At 60.6% G+C, this 18,342-nt stretch carries 13 protein-coding genes and 2 riboswitches; of the genes, 8 read left to right on the top strand and 5 right to left on the bottom strand.

Annotation, left to right across the window (positions count from 1 at the left end; translation table 11 throughout):
- Positions 1-1,697 (bottom strand): homocysteine S-methyltransferase family protein (locus tag ACIOWA_RS18370; RefSeq protein ID WP_401161185.1); only part of this gene is annotated, 1,697 nt, incomplete at its 3' end.
- 156 nt (positions 1,698-1,853) lie between these two features.
- Between ACIOWA_RS18370 and ACIOWA_RS18375 the strand changes: the two genes are divergently transcribed.
- Together ACIOWA_RS18375 and nfuA are read left to right on the top strand one after the other, a co-directional pair.
- A complete protein-coding gene (locus tag ACIOWA_RS18375; RefSeq protein ID WP_339432925.1) occupies positions 1,854-4,136 on the top strand; it encodes a fatty acid cis/trans isomerase in 2,283 nt (760 codons plus the stop codon).
- Positions 4,137-4,389: 253 nt separating this feature from the next.
- Positions 4,390-4,974 (top strand): Fe-S biogenesis protein NfuA, encoded by a 585-nt coding sequence (gene nfuA / locus ACIOWA_RS18380; RefSeq protein ID WP_003225494.1) that lies wholly within the window; start codon positions 4,390-4,392, stop codon positions 4,972-4,974.
- A gap of 72 nt (positions 4,975-5,046) precedes the next feature.
- Here nfuA and cobM read toward each other — a convergent pair whose 3' ends face one another.
- The 4 genes from cobM to ACIOWA_RS18400 form a co-directional block, all read right to left on the bottom strand.
- The gene (cobM, locus tag ACIOWA_RS18385; RefSeq protein ID WP_339432926.1) at positions 5,047-5,793 is read right to left on the bottom strand and encodes a precorrin-4 C(11)-methyltransferase; all 747 of its coding nucleotides are present in this window, start codon (positions 5,791-5,793) and stop codon (positions 5,047-5,049) included.
- A gap of 81 nt (positions 5,794-5,874) precedes the next feature.
- Positions 5,875-6,288: a cobalamin biosynthesis protein gene (locus ACIOWA_RS18390; RefSeq protein WP_339432927.1), complete on the bottom strand. Its 414-nt coding sequence runs from the start codon at positions 6,286-6,288 to the stop codon at positions 5,875-5,877.
- Entirely contained in the window at positions 6,285-6,986 is a 702-nt protein-coding gene (locus ACIOWA_RS18395; protein WP_401161189.1) for a CbtA family protein, read from the bottom strand. Before ACIOWA_RS18395 ends, ACIOWA_RS18390 begins: the two co-directional genes overlap by 4 nt.
- A gap of 11 nt (positions 6,987-6,997) precedes the next feature.
- On the bottom strand, positions 6,998-7,195 hold the full coding sequence (locus ACIOWA_RS18400; RefSeq protein ID WP_339432929.1) for a CbtB domain-containing protein: 198 nt from the start codon (positions 7,193-7,195) through the stop codon (positions 6,998-7,000).
- A gap of 123 nt (positions 7,196-7,318) precedes the next feature.
- Positions 7,319-7,542: riboswitch (cobalamin riboswitch) on the bottom strand.
- Positions 7,543-7,636: 94 nt separating this feature from the next.
- Positions 7,637-7,851, top strand: a riboswitch (cobalamin riboswitch).
- Between the two features lie 99 nt (positions 7,852-7,950).
- Between ACIOWA_RS18400 and cobW the strand changes: the two genes are divergently transcribed.
- The 6 genes from cobW to ACIOWA_RS18430 all read left to right on the top strand — a co-directional run bounded on the left by cobW (position 7,951) and on the right by ACIOWA_RS18430 (position 18,291).
- Positions 7,951-9,021: a cobalamin biosynthesis protein CobW gene (gene cobW, locus ACIOWA_RS18405; protein ID WP_339432930.1), complete on the top strand. Its 1,071-nt coding sequence runs from the start codon at positions 7,951-7,953 to the stop codon at positions 9,019-9,021.
- Between the two features lie 3 nt (positions 9,022-9,024).
- Positions 9,025-12,876, top strand: a complete 3,852-nt coding sequence (gene cobN / locus ACIOWA_RS18410) for a cobaltochelatase subunit CobN (RefSeq protein WP_401161193.1) — start codon at positions 9,025-9,027, stop codon at positions 12,874-12,876.
- A gap of 54 nt (positions 12,877-12,930) precedes the next feature.
- Positions 12,931-13,935 (top strand): ATP-binding protein, encoded by a 1,005-nt coding sequence (locus ACIOWA_RS18415; RefSeq protein ID WP_401161195.1) that lies wholly within the window; start codon positions 12,931-12,933, stop codon positions 13,933-13,935.
- The gene (locus ACIOWA_RS18420; RefSeq protein WP_401161197.1) at positions 13,860-14,591 is read left to right on the top strand and encodes a VWA domain-containing protein; all 732 of its coding nucleotides are present in this window, start codon (positions 13,860-13,862) and stop codon (positions 14,589-14,591) included. Before ACIOWA_RS18415 ends, ACIOWA_RS18420 begins: the two co-directional genes overlap by 76 nt.
- Before the next feature lie 181 nt (positions 14,592-14,772).
- Positions 14,773-16,419 carry a phospholipase D-like domain-containing protein gene (locus tag ACIOWA_RS18425; protein WP_401161199.1) on the top strand — a complete coding sequence of 549 codons (1,647 nt, stop codon included), beginning with the start codon at positions 14,773-14,775 and terminating at the stop codon, positions 16,417-16,419.
- Between the two features lie 312 nt (positions 16,420-16,731).
- Positions 16,732-18,291: a transporter associated domain-containing protein gene (locus ACIOWA_RS18430; protein ID WP_401161201.1), complete on the top strand. Its 1,560-nt coding sequence runs from the start codon at positions 16,732-16,734 to the stop codon at positions 18,289-18,291.
- The last annotated feature ends 51 nt before the right edge of the window (positions 18,292-18,342 follow it).

Raw genomic sequence — 18,342 nt, forward strand, 5'->3', positions numbered from 1 at the left:
TCTTCGCCGTGGCCACCGGCATCGAAGAACCCAACAACTACGCTGTGGACTTCATCATTGCCTGTGCCTACATCCGCGCCTAACTGCCGTATGCCCTGAGCTCCGGCGGCGAAGATGTTCGGGTCGAAGATGATGTCTTCCGGCGGGAAGCCGACTTCGTTGACCAGAATGTCGTAGGAGCGCTTGCAGATTTCTTTCTTGCGCGCTTCGGTGTCGGCCTGGCCGGCTTCGTCGAACGCCATCACCACCACGGCGGCGCCGTAGCGCTTGCACAGCCTGGCGTGATGGATGAACTGCTCGACGCCTTCTTTCATGCTGATCGAGTTGACGATGCCCTTGCCCTGAATGCATTTCAGGCCGGCTTCGATCACTTCCCATTTCGAGGAGTCGATCATGATCGGTACGCGGGAGATGTCCGGCTCGCCGGCAATCAGATTGAGGAAGGTCACCATGGCCTTCTTCGAATCGAGCATCCCTTCGTCCATGTTGATGTCGATCACCTGCGCGCCGGCCTCGACCTGCTGCAGGGCAACTTCCAGGGCTTCGGTGTAGTTGTCTTCGCGGATCAGACGGGCGAACTTGGCCGAACCTGTGATGTTGGTCCGCTCGCCGACGTTGACGAACAACGAGCTGCGATCGATGGTGAACGGCTCCAGGCCCGAGAGGCGGCAGGCCTTGGGAATATCCGGGATTTGTCGCGGCGCGTAACCGGCCACGGCGTTGGCAATGGCTTCGATGTGGCCCGGAGTGGTGCCGCAGCAGCCGCCGACAATATTGAGGAAGCCGCTTTGGGCGAATTCTTCAATGACTTTGGCGGTTTGCGACGGCAGTTCGTCGTACTCACCGAATTCGTTCGGCAGGCCGGCGTTCGGGTGCGCGGAAACGTGGGTGCTGGCCTTGTTCGACAGTTCTTCCAGATACGGACGCAATTCGCTGGCGCCAAGGGCGCAGTTCAGGCCCACCGAAATCGGCTTGGCGTGGGCCACGGAGTTCCAGAACGCTTCGGTGGTCTGGCCCGACAAGGTCCGCCCGGAGGCGTCGGTGATGGTCCCGGAAATCATGATAGGCAGTTCGAGGTGCAACTCTTCGAACACTCCTTGCACGGCGAAGATCGCCGCTTTGGCGTTGAGGGTGTCGAAGATGGTTTCGATCAGGATCAGGTCGGCGCCGCCCTCGATCAGGCCTTTGGTGGCCTCGGTGTAGTTCTCCACCAGCTCATCAAAGGTGACGTTGCGGTAGCCAGGGTTGTTGACGTCAGGCGACAGCGAACAGGTGCGGCTGGTGGGGCCGAGCACGCCAGCGACGAAGCGCGGCTTGTCCGGGTTCTCCAGGGTCTTGGCGTCGGCGACTTTGCGCGCCAGGCGCGCGCCCTCTACGTTTAGTTCGTACGCCAGCTCTTCCATGCCGTAGTCGGCCATGGAGATGCGGGTGGCGTTGAAGGTGTTGGTTTCCAGAATGTCGGCGCCGGCATCCAGATAAGCCTTTTCGATGCCGCCGATGACGTCCGGACGGGTGATCACCAAGAGGTCGTTGTTGCCCTTGACGTCACTCGGCCAGTCCGCGAAGCGTTTGCCGCGATAATCCTGCTCTTCGAGCTTGTAGCTCTGGATCATCGTGCCCATACCGCCGTCGAGTATCAGGATGCGCTCTTTGAGGGCGTGCTTGAGAGCTTGAAGGCGGACGCTGCGATCGGACATTTGGACTACTCGGAAAGACCATTACGAAGGAGCGGGATCATAACAAACCTGTGCGCTTTTAGAGCATGTGGCGGTTTTGCATGAATATCGCTCATGTTGGTACGGCCGTCATACTGTAGAATCTCGGCGTTTTTCTTCAGGATCGGGATCAGGGACATGTCGTACCGCGTCATCAGCATCGTTTTGCTGTTCTTGAGCTGGGGCGCTGCGGCGCAAGATCCCGCGCTTTCTTATACCCGTGATATCCAGCCGATTTTCACCGAGAAGTGCGTGGCCTGCCATGCGTGCTACGACTCCGCTTGTCAGCTCAACCTGGGCAGCGGCGAAGGCGCCGGGCGTGGCGCGAGCAAAATGCCGGTCTACGACGGCGAGCGCACTCAGGCGGCGCCAACTACCCGGTTGTTCTACGACGCTTTTGGCAAGCGCGCCTGGCAGCAAAAGGGTTTCTATTCGGTACTTGATGCACAGGGCAGTCAGGCGGCTTTGATGGCCCGCATGTTGGAGCTGGGGCACAAAACCCCGTTGACGCCGAACGCCAGACTGCCAGAAGAAATCGCCCTGGGCCTGAACCGCGAAAACATGTGCACCATGCCTGCCGAGTTCGAGGCGTACGCCGGTGCCCATCCGAAAGAAGGCATGCCGCTGGCGGTCACCGGTCTGACTGATCAGCAATACCAAACGCTGCAACGCTGGCTGGCGTCCGGCGCACCCATTGACGAACAGGGTCTGGCGCCCAGCAGCAAAGAAGCGATGCAGATTGTCCAGTGGGAAAATCTGCTCAACACGCCCGGAGCCCGGGAGAGTCTGGTCGGGCGCTGGCTGTACGAACACTGGTTCCTGGCGCACATCTATTTCAAGGACGGTGAGCCAGGGCACTACTTTCAGTGGGTGCGTTCGCGCACGCCAACCGGACAACCCATCGACCTGATTGCCACTCGTCGCCCGAATGACGATCCGGGGACTCAGGTGTATTACCGCTTGTGGCCGGTCCAAGGCGTGATCGTTCACAAAACGCACATTACCTACCCGCTGAGCGCGGCAAAAATGGCGCGGGTCAAAAGCCTGTTCTACAGCGGCAACTGGCAGGTCAACGCCTTGCCGGGTTACGGGCCGCAGAGCCGGGCCAATCCGTTCGCCACGTTCGAGGCCATTCCGGCGCAGGCGCGCTATCAGTTCATGCTCGATAACGCCGAGTATTTCGTCCGCACCTTTATCCGTGGCCCGGTGTGCCGAGGGCAGATTGCGACCGACGTTATACGCGACAACTTCTGGGCGCTGTTCCAGGCTCCGGAACATGACTTGTACATCACCGATCCCAACTATCGTGGTCAGGCCACACCGTTGCTGGCCATGCCCGGGCAAAACGACGATGTCGGCAGCGTCCTGAGCCTCTGGCGCGACTACCGCAACAAACGTAACGAATACGAAGCCCTGCGCCGTGACAGTTACGCCGACCAGCCGGCGCCGAGCTGGTCGACGCTGTGGGCGGGCAACGACAATGCGTTGCTGAGCATCTTCCGCCACTTCGACAGCGCCTCGGTCACCAAAGGCCTGATCGGCGAGGTGCCGCAGACGATGTGGTTGTTCGACTATCCGTTGCTGGAGCGCACCTATTACCAGTTGGCGGTCAACTTCGATGTGTTCGGCAACGTTTCGCATCAGGCGCAAACCCGCCTGTATTTCGATCTGATCCGTAACGGCGCCGAGCAAAACTTCCTGCGCCTGATGCCCGCCGACTCCCGTGAGGATTACCTCGACGATTGGTATCAGAGCAGTGGCCAGTTCAAGATGTGGCTGGATTACGAGTCCATCGACGACGACAAGCCGACCGCGCTGAAACTCAACAAGAAAGACCCGAAACACGATTTCGCCATGCAGTTGCTGGCGCGTTATGGCGACCTCGACGCCCGACCTGACCCGATCAACCGTTGCGAGGGCGCCTATTGCTCACGCCCGAATATCGATCCGGCGCTGCAAAACGCCGAACAGGCGCTCAGTCGCCTGACATCGCGCCCCGCCGCCGGGTTGAAGGTGATCGACCAGTTGCCGGAAGCGACGATGTTGCGTATTGAAACTGCCAGTGGCAAACGCGAGGTCTATAGCCTGTTGCGCAATCGCGCGCACAGCAACGTGGCGTTCTTGCTCGGTGAGTCGCTGCGTTATCAGCCGGGCCTCGACACGATCACTCTTTACCCGGGCGTGCTCAGCAGTTATCCGAACTTCATCTTCAATATTCCCGCCGAGCAAGTGCCTGAGTTTGTCGATGCAATGGAAAACGCCAAAGACGCCAACCGCTTCGAAAAAATCGTCGAACGCTGGGGTATTCGCCGCAGTCATCCGCAGTTCTGGTTCTATTTTCACGACTTGAGCCAGTACCTCCACGAAACCGATCCGGTTGAAGAGGGGGTGCTGGACATGAATCGATACGAGAATCTCTGATCGGCCTTTGAGAAGGGCCTGCTGTCACAACCTTCAGCGGCGGCGCAATGCCTGTCGGATGTTTGTCGTCTGTGTTTTGGTAATCGGCGTCGGCTCCTGGTTGAGTTACCCATGGTTGGGAAAACGTGGCTACCGTTGGCTCAAGGCACGGACAGAAGGTCAGTCTGTCGAGAATCTTTCCCGACAAAAATACTAGGACTTTGTCCGGCGCAACGATTGGCGTAAACTGCGCCCAAGCCTGCGAGGAGTTTCCATGACCGCTATTACCATTACTGACGCCGCCCACGATTACCTGGCCGATCTGCTCTCCAAGCAGAACACCCCGGGAATCGGCATCCGCGTCTTCATCACCCAGCCTGGCACCCAGTACGCCGAAACGTGCATTGCCTACTGCAAGCCGGGCGAAGAAAAGCCGGAAGACACGGCGCTGGGGCTCAAAAGCTTCACCGCTTATATCGATTCGTTCAGCGAAGCGTTCCTGGACGACGCGGTCGTCGACTACGCCACCGACCGCATGGGTGGTCAACTGACCATCAAGGCGCCAAACGCCAAAGTGCCGATGGTCAACGCCGACAGCCCGGTCAACGAACGTATCAATTACTACCTGCAAACCGAGATCAACCCGGGGCTGGCCAGCCACGGCGGTCAGGTCAGCCTGATCGATGTAGTCGAAGACGGCATCGCCGTGCTGCAGTTCGGTGGTGGTTGTCAGGGTTGCGGTCAAGCGGACGTCACCCTGAAGGAAGGCATTGAGCGCACCTTGCTCGAGCGCATTCCAGAGCTCAAAGGCGTTCGTGACGTGACCGACCATACGCAGAAAGAAAACGCCTATTACTAAGGTGTTCGCTGCGAGCATGAGAAACGGCGCCCCGTGAGCGCCGTTTTTTATGCGTGATGTTCAAGAATGTCTTCAGGGGCGATACAAGTGCGCATGCCCGGCGCGATACAGCGAGGACTCACTGAATACCTCACTGCCCAGCACCCGCCCAACCAGAATCAACGCCGTGCGCCGAAACCCTTTGGCGGCGACCTTCTGGGCAATATCCCCCAGCGTTCCCACCACCCAGTCCTGATCCGGCCATGTCGCCCGGTGAATTACCGCGATCGGGCAGTCTTCGCCGTAATGCGGCAACAGTTCAGCAAGGATTTTCTCCAGATGATTGACCCCCAGATGGATCGCCATGGTCGCGCCATGTTGCGCCAGGCTTCCAAGTTCTTCGCCTGCGGGCATGGCAGTCTTGTCGGCATAACGGGTCAGTATGACGCTTTGCGACACGTCAGGCAGGGTCAGTTCTGCGCCTAACAACGCGGCGCATGCTGCGGTGGCCGTCACGCCGGGGATGATCTCGAAGGGAATATCCAGCTCGCGCAAATAACGAATCTGCTCGCCAATGGCGCCATACAGGCTCGGATCTCCCGAATGCACGCGTGCGACATCCTGGCCCTTGGCGTGCGCGGTTTTGATCAGCTCGATGATCTGCTCCAGATGCAATTCAGCGCTGTTGACCAGCGTCTGCGCCTGATGACCTTCCAGCACCGCTGCCGGTACCAACGAACCTGCATAGATGATCACCGGGCAATTGCGGATCAGCCGTTGGCCTTTGACGGTGATCAGTTCCGGGTCGCCGGGGCCGGCACCGATGAAGTAGACGGTCATGTAGGAATCCTGTGAAAAGCGCGGCGGGGCAATGCTTCAGATGAAGATTGCTCATGATCAAAGACGAGGATTATCGGGATTTTACGCAGCGCCAGCCAATGCCAATGTTGCCTGAGCGTATTTCTGCCGGGATATCAGCAGTTTTGCCGGTGCCTGAATCAACTGTTCAGCCAGCGCCAAAGCCGCGCTCTCTGCCACTCCATAGCAACCGGTGCGTTCGTAGGCGATCTGTGAATGGTGACTGAGCCGTTGCTGGTAATTGGCCAATTCTTCGCGGCTGAAGTAGCGCAATGGCAAGGCCAATTGTGCAGCAAGTTCCTGCAGCCCGGGTTCATCGCGTTTCAAATCGATACTGGCCAAGGCTTTGACCGCTCCAAGCTCGATGCGATGCGCTTGCAAGGCCTGATCGAGTAACGCGCGCAGCGTGCTGGCAGGGCAGCCGCGCTGGCAGCCCAGGCCGACCACTAAGGTCGGCGCTGCACTGTCTCGGGTCATGCGTGGTATTGGCCATCGCTTTTGCGGCGGAACAACCACGCACTGATCAGGCCAAGGGCCAGCCAGAACGCCACGTTGGTCAGATGCGAAGCGATTTTGAACTGAGCTTCCAATGCTTCAGGGGCCAGCATCGAATGCACTTGTGGTTGTGGCGCGCCGATCACATGTGGCACCGCAAGGATCGCCACACCGAGGATCTTCATCAGCCAGTGACGGCTGAACGCTATCAGGGCGAGGCCGACCGCAGTAGAGGCGGCAGTGCCGATCCACCACGTCTGCCGTGAGGCCAGATCTGCGGCAGCGGTGCCCGGCAGCTCAGGCGGTAGGCCAAGGGTGGGGGCGAGTACGAACGTTGCGTAACCGGCCAGTCCCCAAAGCAGACCTTGCGAGGTTTTGGTCGGCGCACGCAGGGTGTAGAGCCCCGCGAGCATCAGGGCGAATCCCACGGCGACCACCAGATTGCCGCCGGTGGTCGAGACCACGCGCTGCCAGCCATCTTCCGGCTCCCAGGCTTCGCTATCGTGGGTGTGCGCAACAGAGCCGGCGGCGTGTTCGTGGACTTGTGCCACCGGTTCGGATTTCTCGAAGGTTTCTGCCTGCAGAATCAGCGGCGAAACCCAGAAGCTTTGCAGCAGAGTGAGAAGCAGGGCGGCCAGCAGACCGCTGAAACCTGCCGTTTGTGCAATTCGCTTGATCATGTCGGCAGGCCTCAGTGGCACGGGAACGCGGCGCTGTGGCGGGTATCGTGGGCGGCGTTGTGCACGGCTTCGATGTGCGAGAAGCCAGCGAAGTAGACGAGGCCCGCACCCACAATCGACGCGAAAACAGCGGCGGTCAGGCGTTGGCTCAGGGTGGTGGTGCTGGAGATTTTGTCCGTGTTGCTGCCGGTGCTGCTGATGATCGACATGGCGCTTCCCTCTGGAATGTCAGCGGGGCAGTCGAGCGCATGAAGCCCCGGCGTGCGAGTACGCAGGGGTCCGAACAGCGCCCGCCCACCGCGGGTTTGTTATGTTCAGCGACACAAAAGGTATGCGTGCTGTGTGTTGCGGGCCGGTCTCCGGGCTCACGAGGGGTTGGCGCTGGGCCCGACCTGCAAGCATCTCCTTCCCATGCCGTATCGGCACAGTGGATCTGATGCTTCGCTCGCTTACCGTTGCGGGGGCAGCACCGGACTGACATGGGCTTGAGTAAAGCACATGATTCACCGGTTTCCCGTTTCACCCTGTGAAGGGCACCCGTAACAAGTTGTGTAGGAGAGCATGGGTGGGGGATTTGAGTCAATTGGATGGGTTGGATATGCCCTCAAACCCAATCCCAATCCAAACATTGACCCATCAGCAAGCCATGCGTAGCCTTGTGCTTTCGAGGTTCTTCGGCACTGGCCGAAGCTAAGAAGGGAACGCGGTCAATGCCGCGGCTGCCCCCGCAACTGTGAACGGTGAAGTTCACTGCCACGCCACTGCCAGCCCTTGCACAAGGCGCCAGCGGGAAGGCGCAGTGAATGCCAGGCCCAGCGCCTGAACGCCGTCAGCCAGGAGACCTGCCTCGTCACAGTTTCTCACTACAACCGGGCGGGGTGATCCGGTGGCGAACGCTTCCGGCGCGCACGCGCGTTGCCGGTTCTCGTCCCGTATGCCCGCCACCTTGCCAAAGGGCATATCGATGAAAACACTGGCCAAACTCCCCGTCACCATCGTCACCGGCTTCCTCGGTTCGGGCAAAACCACGTTGTTGCGACACATGCTCGACAACGCACAGGGCCGTCGCATCGCGGTGATCGTCAATGAATTCGGTGAGTTGGGCATCGACGGTGAAATCCTCAAACAGTGCACCATCGGCTGCACCGAAGAAGAAGCCACCGGCCGCGTTTATGAACTGGCCAACGGTTGCCTGTGCTGCACGGTGCAGGAAGAGTTTTTCCCGGTGATGCGCGAACTGGTGGCCCGCCGCGGCGACCTCGACCACATTCTCATCGAAACTTCGGGCCTGGCCCTGCCAAAACCGCTGGTACAAGCCTTTCAGTGGCCGGAAATCCGCAGCGCCTGCACCGTTGATGCGGTGATCACCGTGGTCGACAGCCCGGCCGTGGCCGCTGGCACTTTTGCTGCGTTCCCGGATCAGGTCGATGCCCAGCGCAAACTCGATCCGAACCTGGATCACGAGTCGCCCTTGCACGAACTGTTCGCCGACCAACTGGCCAGCGCCGATCTGGTGATCCTCAACAAGGCCGACCAGACCAGCCCTGAAGATCTGGCCCGGGTGCGCCTCGAAGTCGCCGAAGAGCTGCCGCCAGCGGTGAAGATCATCGAGGCCAGCAACGGTCGCGTGCCGTTGGACGTGCTGATCGGTCTGGGGGCAGGCTCTGAAGAGCACATCGACAGCCGCCACAGCCATCACGATCATCACCACGACGGTGATGACGACCACGATGACCACGATCACGACGCCTTCGATTCGATCTCCATCGAACTGCCGCAAGCCGACGAAAGCCTGCTGCTCGATGCGCTGACGCAACTGGTGGTCCAGCACGGTATCCTGCGCGTCAAGGGTTTCGCGGCGATACCGAACAAACCGATGCGTTTGCTGATTCAAGGCGTGGGCACGCGTTTCGACAAGCATTTCGACCGGCAGTGGGGCGCCGATGAAGCGCGCGTCACCCGTCTGGTACTGATCGGTCAGGAACTCGACGCCACTCAACTCGAAGCGCAACTTCGCGCCGCACTCAGCGTTTAAGCCATGCACCTGCTCAGGACCCAGCCCGGCGGTTTCGTGTCGGATGACAACATTGCCGACCTTGGGCAAACCCCCGCCGAACTGGTGATCCTGTGCAGCGGCGACTCCAGCCTGGCGTTGCTCGCCGAAGCGGCGCAGCAATTGCCCGAGGATTATCCGAGCCTGCGCCTGGCCAACCCGATGCAGGTGCAGAATCACGCCTCGGTCGATCTGTATGTCGATGAAGTGTTGCGCCATGCCAAGGTGATTCTGATCTCGCTGCACGGTGGCATTGCCTATTGGCGCTACGGTGTCGAGCGTCTGGTCGAGCTGGCCGAGCGTGGTGTGCAGGTGATTATGGTGCCGGGCTGCGATCGCCCCGACCCGGAACTCAGTGAGCTGAGCACCGTCGGCGCGGTCGACCGCGACCGGCTCTGGCAGTTCTTGCGACAGGGCGGCATGGGCAATGCGCTGGATTTCTTTCATTGTCTGGCCAACCGCTGGCTCGCACGCGATTACGCCTGGGCCGAGCCGCAACCCCTGCCGCGCACAGCGATTTACCATCCGCATAAAAACGCCGCCGCACTGAGTGACTGGCAACAAGCTGATTGGCTGGCCGATCAACCGGTTGCGGCGGTGCTGTTTTACCGCTCGCATTTGCAAGCGGCGAACACCGCGTTCATCGATGTTTTCTGTCAGCGCTTGCAGGCAGCTGGACTCAATCCGCTGCCTATAGCGGTGGCCAGTCTGAAAGAACCCGGCTGCCTGTCGATGGTCGAGGATTGGCTGGATGAAGTTGAGGCAGGGGTGATTCTCAACACCACCGGTTTCGCTCAGTCGAGCCCGGAAGCGCCGCATCTGCGGCCGTTTCGCCGCAACATCCCGGTGATCCAGGCGATCTGTGCCCAGGACAACGAACCAGGCTGGCGCGACAGCGAGCAAGGCCTCGGGCCACGGGACCTGGCAATGCACATTGCGTTGCCGGAACTCGACGGACGCATCATCAGCCGCCCGATCAGTTTCAAGGATCTGGCCTGGCGCAGCGAGCGTAGCCAATCCGATGTGGTCTGCTACCGGGCGCAACCCGAGCGCATGGATTTTGTCGCCGAACTGGCGCGCCGCTGGATTGATCTCGCGCGGGTGCCGAATGCCGAGAAACGCATTGCGCTGATCCTCGCCAACTACCCGACCCGCGACGGGCGTATCGGTAACGGCGTTGGCCTCGACACGCCGGCAGCCGCGCTGAATATTCTTCGAGCGTTGCAGGCTGAGGGTTATCCGATAACCGCCGAGCTGCCGGACAGCGGCACTGAGTTGATCCAGCAGTTGCTCGGTGGAGTCAGCAATGACCTCGACACGATTGACCAGCGTCCATGCCTGCAAAGTCTGGCGATGGACGATTACATGACAATGTTCAACGCGCTGCCCGAAGCCAATCGTGCCGCGGTGGTTGAGCGTTGGGGGGCGCCGCAAAAAGACCCGATGTGTCGTGACGGGCGAATGATGATCGCCGGCCTGCGCTTTGGCTTGACCTTCATCGGCATCCAGCCGGCGCGGGGGTATCAGGTTGATCCGAGTGCGGTGTACCACGACCCGGATCTGGTGCCGCCACACGGTTATCTGGCCTTCTATTTCTGGCTGCGCAACACGTACAGCGCCCACGGCGTGATTCACGTCGGCAAGCACGGCAACCTCGAATGGTTGCCGGGCAAAGGCGTCGGGCTCTCGGAGAATTGCTGGCCGGACGCGTTGCTCGGGCCACTGCCGAATATCTATCCGTTTATCGTCAATGACCCGGGCGAGGGCGCTCAAGCCAAACGGCGTACACAAGCGGTGATCATCGATCATCTGATGCCACCGCTGACCCGCGCCGAAACCTATGGCCCGCTGCGTAATCTGGAGCTGTTGGCGGACGAATATTACGAGGCGCAACTGCTCGATCCGCGTCGTGCCCGTGAGTTGCAGCGCGACATTCTGCAATTGGTGCGCGACACGCAAATCGATCGCGAACTGCAACTGGACACGGCGCTGGACAGTGATGCCGACGCGGCAATCTGGCTGCCGCGTCTGGACACTTATTTGTGCGATCTGAAGGAATCGCAGATCCGCGATGGCCTGCACATCTTCGGCGAGTCGCCAACCGGGCGTTTGCGCATCGATACGTTGTTGGCGCTGCTGCGCATTCCACGCGGTGACGGCAAAGGTGCGCAGTCGAGCCTGCTGCGGGCGTTGGCCAAGGCATTTGAACTGGGTTTTGATCCGTTGGACTGTGCATTGGCCGATCCGTGGGTTGGCCCGCGTCCAGAGCAACTGCAACAGGTCAGCAATGACGTCTGGCGCACCGCCGGCGATACCCGCGAACGCCTCGAACTGTTGGCCACAGAACTGATCTCCCAAACACTGCAAATCGCCTGTGGGAGCGGGCTTGCTCGCGAAGGCGTCGTGTCGGCCAACACTGCTTGCACTGACACACCGCTTTGGCGAGCAAGCTCGCTCCCAAAGGGACCGGGTGGGTCTGACGTGAATGCGATTATCCAGGCGCTGCACGAAGTGGTCGCCCCGCGCCTGGACGCCTGCGGCCCGGCGGAAATGCGCGGCCTGCTCGATGCCTTGAGCGGGCGCTTCGTCCCCGCCGGCCCGAGCGGCGCGCCAAGTCGAGGCCGGCTCGACGTGCTGCCGACCGGGCGCAACTTCTACTCGGTCGATGTGCGCAACCTGCCGACCACCACCGCGTGGCGCATCGGGTTCCAGTCCGCGACACTGGTTCTCGAACGACATTTGCAGGATCACGGTGACCACCTGCGTCAGCTCGGCCTGTCGGTGTGGGGCACCGCGACCATGCGTACCGGTGGCGACGACATCGCCCAGGCCATGGCGCTGATGGGGGTGCGGCCGGTGTGGGCCACGGGCAGTCAGCGGGTCGATGATTTCGAGATCCTGCCGCTGAGTCTGCTGGATCGCCCTCGGGTTGACGTGACGCTGCGGGTGTCCGGGTTTTTCCGCGACGCGTTTGCGAACCTGATCCGCTTGTTCGACGCGGCGGTGCAAGCGGTGGCCGCGCTGGATGAACCGGACGATCTCAATCCTTTGGCGGCCAAAGTGCGCGCCGAACGCGAAGCCCTGTTGCAATCGGGCCTCGATGAAGACGCTGCACGGCGCCAGGCCGGTTGGCGAATTTTCGGGGCCAAGCCCGGCGCTTACGGCGCAGGCGTGCAGGGCGCCATCGACGGTCGTCTGTGGCAGACCCGCGAGGATCTGGCCGAGGTTTATGTGAACTGGGGGGCTTATGCCTACGGTGGCTCCGACGAAGGCACCGCAGCTCGCGAACAATTCGTTCAGCGTTTGAGTCAGGTGCAAGCGGTATTGCAGAACCAGGACAACCGCGAGCACGACTTGCTCGATTCCAACGATTATTACCAGTTCCAGGGCGGCATGCTCGCTGCCGTGGAAAGCCTGCGCGGCGAAGCAGCGGCGAGTTATCACGGCGATCATAGTCAGCCGGATCTGCCGAAGATCCGCACCTTGAAGGAGGAGCTCAACCGGGTGATCCGCTCGCGGGCAGCGAACCCGAAATGGATCGACGGGGTCAAACGCCACGGCTATAAAGGCGCGTTTGAAATGGCGGCGACCGTGGATAACCTGTTTGCCTTCGACGCGACGACGCAATTGATCGACGATCATCAATACGCATTGCTGGCCGATGCTTATCTGCTTGATCCGGCCACCCGGGATTTTGTTCGCGAGCATAATCCCCACGCACTGCGCGACATGACCGAGCGCATGCTCGAAGCGCAACAGCGGGGGATGTGGCAGGCGCCGGGCGCCTATAAAGAGGCTCTCGAAAATCTGCTGCTGGACATAGAAGAAGACACCTGATGCAGCTCATTTCAAATGTGGAAGCATTTCACCGACCATGACCGAGTACTGATAATGACCGACACCCCGCATTTCCCACTCTCCGCCGTGGTCGGCGCCGATGATTTGAAACTCGCCCTGAGCCTCACCGCCATCGACCCGAAAATCGGTGGTGTGCTGATCGAAGGCCCACGCGGCATGGCCAAGTCCACCCTGGCCCGTGGCCTTGCGGATCTGCTCGCCAGCGGCCAGTTCATCACGCTTCCGCTGGGCGCCACCGAAGAACGTCTGGTCGGTACTCTCGATCTCGACGCGGCCCTGAGCGATGGCCGGGCTCAGTTTTCCCCCGGGGTGCTGGCCAAGGCTGACGGCGGCGTGCTGTACGTCGATGAAGTGAACCTTTTGCCCGATCATTTGGTGGATCTGCTGCTCGACGTCGCGGCCAGCGGCACCAACCTGATCGAGCGCGACGGCATCTCCCATCGGCATTCGGCGAAGTTCGTCCTGATTGGCACCATGAACCCGGAGGAGGGTGAGTTGCGCCCGCAACTGCTCGACCGCTTCGGCTTGAACGTTGCCCTTAGCGGCCACACCGCACCGACCGAGCGCGGTCAGATCATCCGTCGGCGACTGGATTTCGACAGCGACCCACACGCGTTCTGCGCTCTGTGGGAAACCGCGCAGCAAGCCCTTCGCGAGCGCTGTGAAACCGCCCGCAGCACCTTGGCCGGCATTCCTCTGGATGATGCGGCACTGGCGCAAATCACCGAGCGCTGCTTTGTCGCTGGCGTCGATGGTCTGCGTGCCGACCTCGTGTGGTTGCGCGCGGCCCGGGCCCATGCCGCATGGCGCGGCGCCACGGCCATCGCCGAGGAGGACATCGATGCGGTGGCGGAATTTGCCTTGCGCCACCGTCGTCGTGAACATGCCCCGTCGAGTTCTCAGCAACAAGCCGCGCAATCGCCGTCAAACGCGCAGGCCAACCCGGACGAAGGGCAGGGCCAGTGGGGCGACATGCCGGCACCAGCGCTCGCCACCGGCAGCCGTCGCGAAGTGCCGAACTGGCCAAAAAAGATGTAGGCATTCGCCCCCGATCCGACGCGGGGGCGAATGCCAGACCCCGCGCCGGACAACTCGACAACGGACGCCAGGGTAAATGTCATGCGGCTCGCAGTGGCTCGGTCAACTGGCCGGGCACGTTGCTCAATGGTCGTCCGCAAAAACGTGAAGATCTGCTGTTTCAACTGCGCACCCGTTCACCCCAGGAATTGTGGCTGGTGATCGTCGATGCCTCGGCCTCGACCCGCCGTCATAACGCACTGAGCGATGCCAAGGGCCTGCTCGCGCAACTGTTCGACGACGCCTATCGCCAGCGTGCGCGGCTGGCGTTGCTGACCGCCAGTGGTGCGGTGCCCAAATGGCAGGTACAAGGGTTGAAGGCCTCAAGCGGTTTGCGTGTCTGGCTGGATGGGTTGGGCGCGGGGGGCGGGACGCCGTTGCTCGCGGCGTTGACGCAGGCGCAGCAGTGGCTGACAGTGCGGCGCAAGCGCTTTCCTGTCGAGCAACAGCGTTTGCTGGTGGTGACGGATGGGCGTTTGAAGGCGTGGTCGGGGTTGTCGGCGCTCGGGTGCCCGGGGCTGTTGATTGATATCGAGCGCGGACCGATCCGTTTGGGCCGGGCGAAGGATCTGGCAGGGACGCTGGGGGCGGAGTATCGGCATATCGATGACCTCTGAAACCTGCAGCGGCTGACAAGGCCATGTCGCGGGCAATCCCGCTCCCACAGGTTTTGTGACCGCCGCGGGACCGGTGGGAGCCGGGCTTGCCCGCGATGGTATCCACTCGGCTTCAGATCTGCCGACATAATTCGAACCACTGCTCTATGCTCCAACCCAGCCCAATCACAAGGAGTGAGCGATGCGAATTCTGGTCACCAACCCTGAGGACGATTTTCGTGTCAAGGCTTACGCCGGCACCAACGGCGTGCTGCTGGCAATGGACCTCGCCGAGCCACGTCGCCAAGGCCTGCTCGGGTTTGCCATCGAAAAGCAGCAGGGCGACAAGCCTTGGCTGTTTCTCTTCAACAGCCTGACCTTCCCCGGCAAAGCCCACACGTTTGCGCAGTTTCACGCCACCCCCAGCGATAAGGCGCCGCTGCAAAAATTTCGCTGGGCCGATTACGCGGTCAATCCGGGGATGACGATTCACTATCGCGTTCACCTGGCTTATGGCACGCCGGATGCGCCGCAACTGGGCGAGTCGCTGGAGTTGACCATTACTTCAGACGACGGTCATCCGGCCAACCAGCGTGTGATTTTCAACCGCGCGGTGGCCGCCAGTCAGGCCTTCCAGCGCAAGTTTCCCGATCTCGATGCGCAACTTAGCGCTAACAAGAACATGCCCATCGAAGCCTGGCCCGATGCGGCACGGCAATGGCTGGAAAACGGCTTGCTCGGGCGCTTGCTGGGGTTTATCGCGCGCGCCACCGATGGTGAGTGGGCGCTGGACATCGCGATTTATGAATACCAACTGCAAGCCATCGTCGATGCCGTGAACGCTGCGTTCGAACGGGGCGTGCGGGTGCGAGTGCTGTATCACGCCCGCCCCGATGACGACGACACCACTCTCAACGAGGCGAGTCTTGCGAAGCTGCCGGCGACGAGTAAACGTGGGCGGGTCACCCACAATATCTTTCACAACAAATTCATCGTCCTCAGCCGTGTCGATGCCGCGGGTCAACGCCAGCCGCAGGCAGTGCTGTGCGGCAGCACCAATTTCACCGCCAACGGTGTTTATCGTCAGGCCAATGTTGTGCATGTGCTCGATGAGGTGGCGGTCAGCACCCGCTATCTGCAAACCTTCGAGGAAGTCTGGGCGACACCGGCAGATGTCGGCGCGACCCGTGCGTGGATCACCGAACACAACCCGATGGACGCCACGCAGCCGCTGTTCACCGGTTTCTCGCCGCGCACGGGCGGTGCGGATTTGAGCGAGTTCGTCGAGATCATCGAGTCGGCGAAGAAGGACGTGTTGTTCGTCACCGCCTTCGCGTTGCCTGACGCGATCCTCAATGCCTTGCTTGGCCAACCCCATGACGACATCCTGCGCTTCGGCCTGCAAAACACGACCAGCCGCATCACCGGGTTCCATGCCGATCGTAGCGCCGAATTCGCCGCCACGGCGTTACTCAACACCGGTCTGGAGGGTTGGCTACGCGAAAACATGAAAGGCCAGAAGGGCAATCTGTTGGTGCACACCAAAGTGGTGTTGACTGACTTCACCACTGACACGCCGACCCTCATCAGCGGCAGCCATAACCTCAGCGCCTCGGCCAGCAACGGCAATGACGAAAACTACCTGGTCATTCGCGGCGATACCGATCTGGCGGATCGTTATGGGTTGGAGTTGCTGCGGTTCTACGAGCATTACCGGTTTCGTTATTTCGCGAAGAAACTGGCATTGAAGCAGGTGCGGCCGTTGGCGGTGGATGACAGTTGGGCTAACGATTATTACGTCCAAGGGGATTTGCGTGAGTTGTCGCGCCTGCGATTTGCCGGGCGCTAAGTCGTTGTTATTGAGGCCGTTCGAAACGACGTATTTTTCAAGAAATACAGATTTTGAAATGATTTCAGGCTGTAAGAAAAGTGACTCCAGGCTGTACGCTCCAAATCCTTTTTTCATGCAGGATTTACATGAACACCCTCTCGGAACCTCCCAGTTACAGCTTCCCCTCGCGCCACGGCGCGGTCTTGACGCACTCGCAGTATCCAGTCTTCCGACTCCCGACTATCGTTGATAACGCAGCCATTGAGCTTTCGCGTTGCGCCTTGCCGTGTCCGGCAGCCTGAATTCACTGAAGAGAGACAGAGACGTTTTATGGAATGGTTAGCGGATCCCACGGCCTGGTTAGGCTTGTTGACTTTGATCGTGCTGGAACTGGTGCTGGGTATCGACAACCTGGTGTTCATCGCAATCCTTGCGGACAAACTGCCGCCGCATCAGCGTGATCGTGCACGCATTATTGGTCTGTCGTTGGCGTTGATCATGCGCCTGGGCTTGCTGGCGAGTATTTCCTGGCTGGTCACGCTCACGCAGCCGTTGTTCGAGGTGTTTGACAAGAGCTTCTCCGGCCGTGACTTGATCATGCTGTTCGGTGGCGTGTTCCTGTTGTTCAAAGCCACGATGGAGTTGCACGAGCGTCTTGAAGGCCATGTCGGCGAACGTTCGACGAATACTGCTTATGCGTTGTTCTGGCCGATCGTTGCGCAGATCGTCGTGCTCGACGCGGTGTTCTCTCTGGACGCGGTGATTACCGCGGTGGGCATGGTCGATGAGCTGGCGGTAATGATGATCGCGGTGATCATTTCCATCGGCCTGATGATTGTTGCGAGCAAGCCGCTGACACGCTTCGTCAACGCACACCCGACGGTGATCATGCTGTGTCTGGGCTTTCTGATGATGATCGGTTTTGCCTTGACCGCTGAAGGTCTGGGCTTCCACATCCCGAAAGGCTACCTCTACGCCGCCATTGGTTTCTCGATCCTGATCGAGGTGTTCAACCAGATCGCACGGGCTCGCCGCAAGCGTTCGATGCAGGGGCTGCGTCCGATGCGTGAGCGCACCGCGCATGCGGTATTGCGTTTGCTGGGTGGACGTAAATTGGCGGTGGAGGAGGTCGGCGAGGAAATCTCTGACCTGCTGGACGATGGCGACGCACCAGGCGCCGAGCTGTTCGACCGACGTGAACGGGTGATGATCAGCGGCGTGCTGCAATTGGCCGAACGGCCGATCCGTGGCCTGATGACCGTGCGCGCCGACGTTGACACCATTGATTTGGCCGACGATGCCGATACGATTCGCACGAAGTTGATGCACTCGTCCTACTCGCGCCTGCCGCTGATCCGCGACGGCGTGGTGGATGAGCCGCTGGGCTTCGTGCACAAGAAGGAACTGCTCAAGGAGTACCTGGCCGGCACTGAGCCGAACCTGGAACACCTGGCGCGCAAGACCATCAACCTGCTCGACAGCTATTCGATCCTCAATGCGCTGGAACAGATGCGCGCCGCGTCGACCCACATTGCCTTTGTGGTCAACGAATTCGGCGATTTTGTGGGGGTGTTGACCATGACCGACATTCTCGAGTCGATTGCCGGCGAGCTGCCTGATGCCAGCGAAGTCGAAGGGCCAGATGTGGTGGAAGAGCAGGGTGGCTTCATCGTCAGTGGTGCATTGAACCTGGCGCGCGTGCGCCAGCGCACCGGTTTCGGTGCCGAACCGACCGAGGATTATCAGACGGTTGCCGGTTTGGTGATGAGCTTGCTGGATCGGCTGCCGATGATTGGTGATCGCCTGGAATATGAAGGCTGGCAGATGACCGTCAAGGCTGTTGAGGAACGGCGAGTGACGCGGGTGTTGCTGGTGCGCGAGTCGGCGTAATAGCAACGTATTACGCTGACTTTACCGGCCTCTTCGCGAGCAAACCCGCTC

Source organism: Pseudomonas sp. NPDC087614 (assembly GCF_044743485.1).
GTDB classification, from domain to species: domain Bacteria; phylum Pseudomonadota; class Gammaproteobacteria; order Pseudomonadales; family Pseudomonadaceae; genus Aquipseudomonas; species Aquipseudomonas baetica_A.

What these genes read in the sequence shown, in the direction of transcription:
- ACIOWA_RS18375 (WP_339432925.1), top strand. Translation starts at nt 1,854, where the DNA reads ATGTCGTACCGCGTCATCAGCATCGTTTTGCTGTTCTTGAGCTGGGGC.
- nfuA (WP_003225494.1), top strand. Translation starts at nt 4,390, where the DNA reads ATGACCGCTATTACCATTACTGACGCCGCCCACGATTACCTGGCCGAT.
- cobM (WP_339432926.1), bottom strand. Translation starts at nt 5,793, where the DNA reads ATGACCGTCTACTTCATCGGTGCCGGCCCCGGCGACCCGGAACTGATC.
- ACIOWA_RS18390 (WP_339432927.1), bottom strand. Translation starts at nt 6,288, where the DNA reads ATGACCCGAGACAGTGCAGCGCCGACCTTAGTGGTCGGCCTGGGCTGC.
- ACIOWA_RS18395 (WP_401161189.1), bottom strand. Translation starts at nt 6,986, where the DNA reads ATGATCAAGCGAATTGCACAAACGGCAGGTTTCAGCGGTCTGCTGGCC.
- ACIOWA_RS18400 (WP_339432929.1), bottom strand. Translation starts at nt 7,195, where the DNA reads ATGTCGATCATCAGCAGCACCGGCAGCAACACGGACAAAATCTCCAGC.
- cobW (WP_339432930.1), top strand. Translation starts at nt 7,951, where the DNA reads ATGAAAACACTGGCCAAACTCCCCGTCACCATCGTCACCGGCTTCCTC.
- cobN (WP_401161193.1), top strand. Translation starts at nt 9,025, where the DNA reads ATGCACCTGCTCAGGACCCAGCCCGGCGGTTTCGTGTCGGATGACAAC.
- ACIOWA_RS18415 (WP_401161195.1), top strand. Translation starts at nt 12,931, where the DNA reads ATGACCGACACCCCGCATTTCCCACTCTCCGCCGTGGTCGGCGCCGAT.
- ACIOWA_RS18425 (WP_401161199.1), top strand. Translation starts at nt 14,773, where the DNA reads ATGCGAATTCTGGTCACCAACCCTGAGGACGATTTTCGTGTCAAGGCT.
- ACIOWA_RS18430 (WP_401161201.1), top strand. Translation starts at nt 16,732, where the DNA reads ATGGAATGGTTAGCGGATCCCACGGCCTGGTTAGGCTTGTTGACTTTG.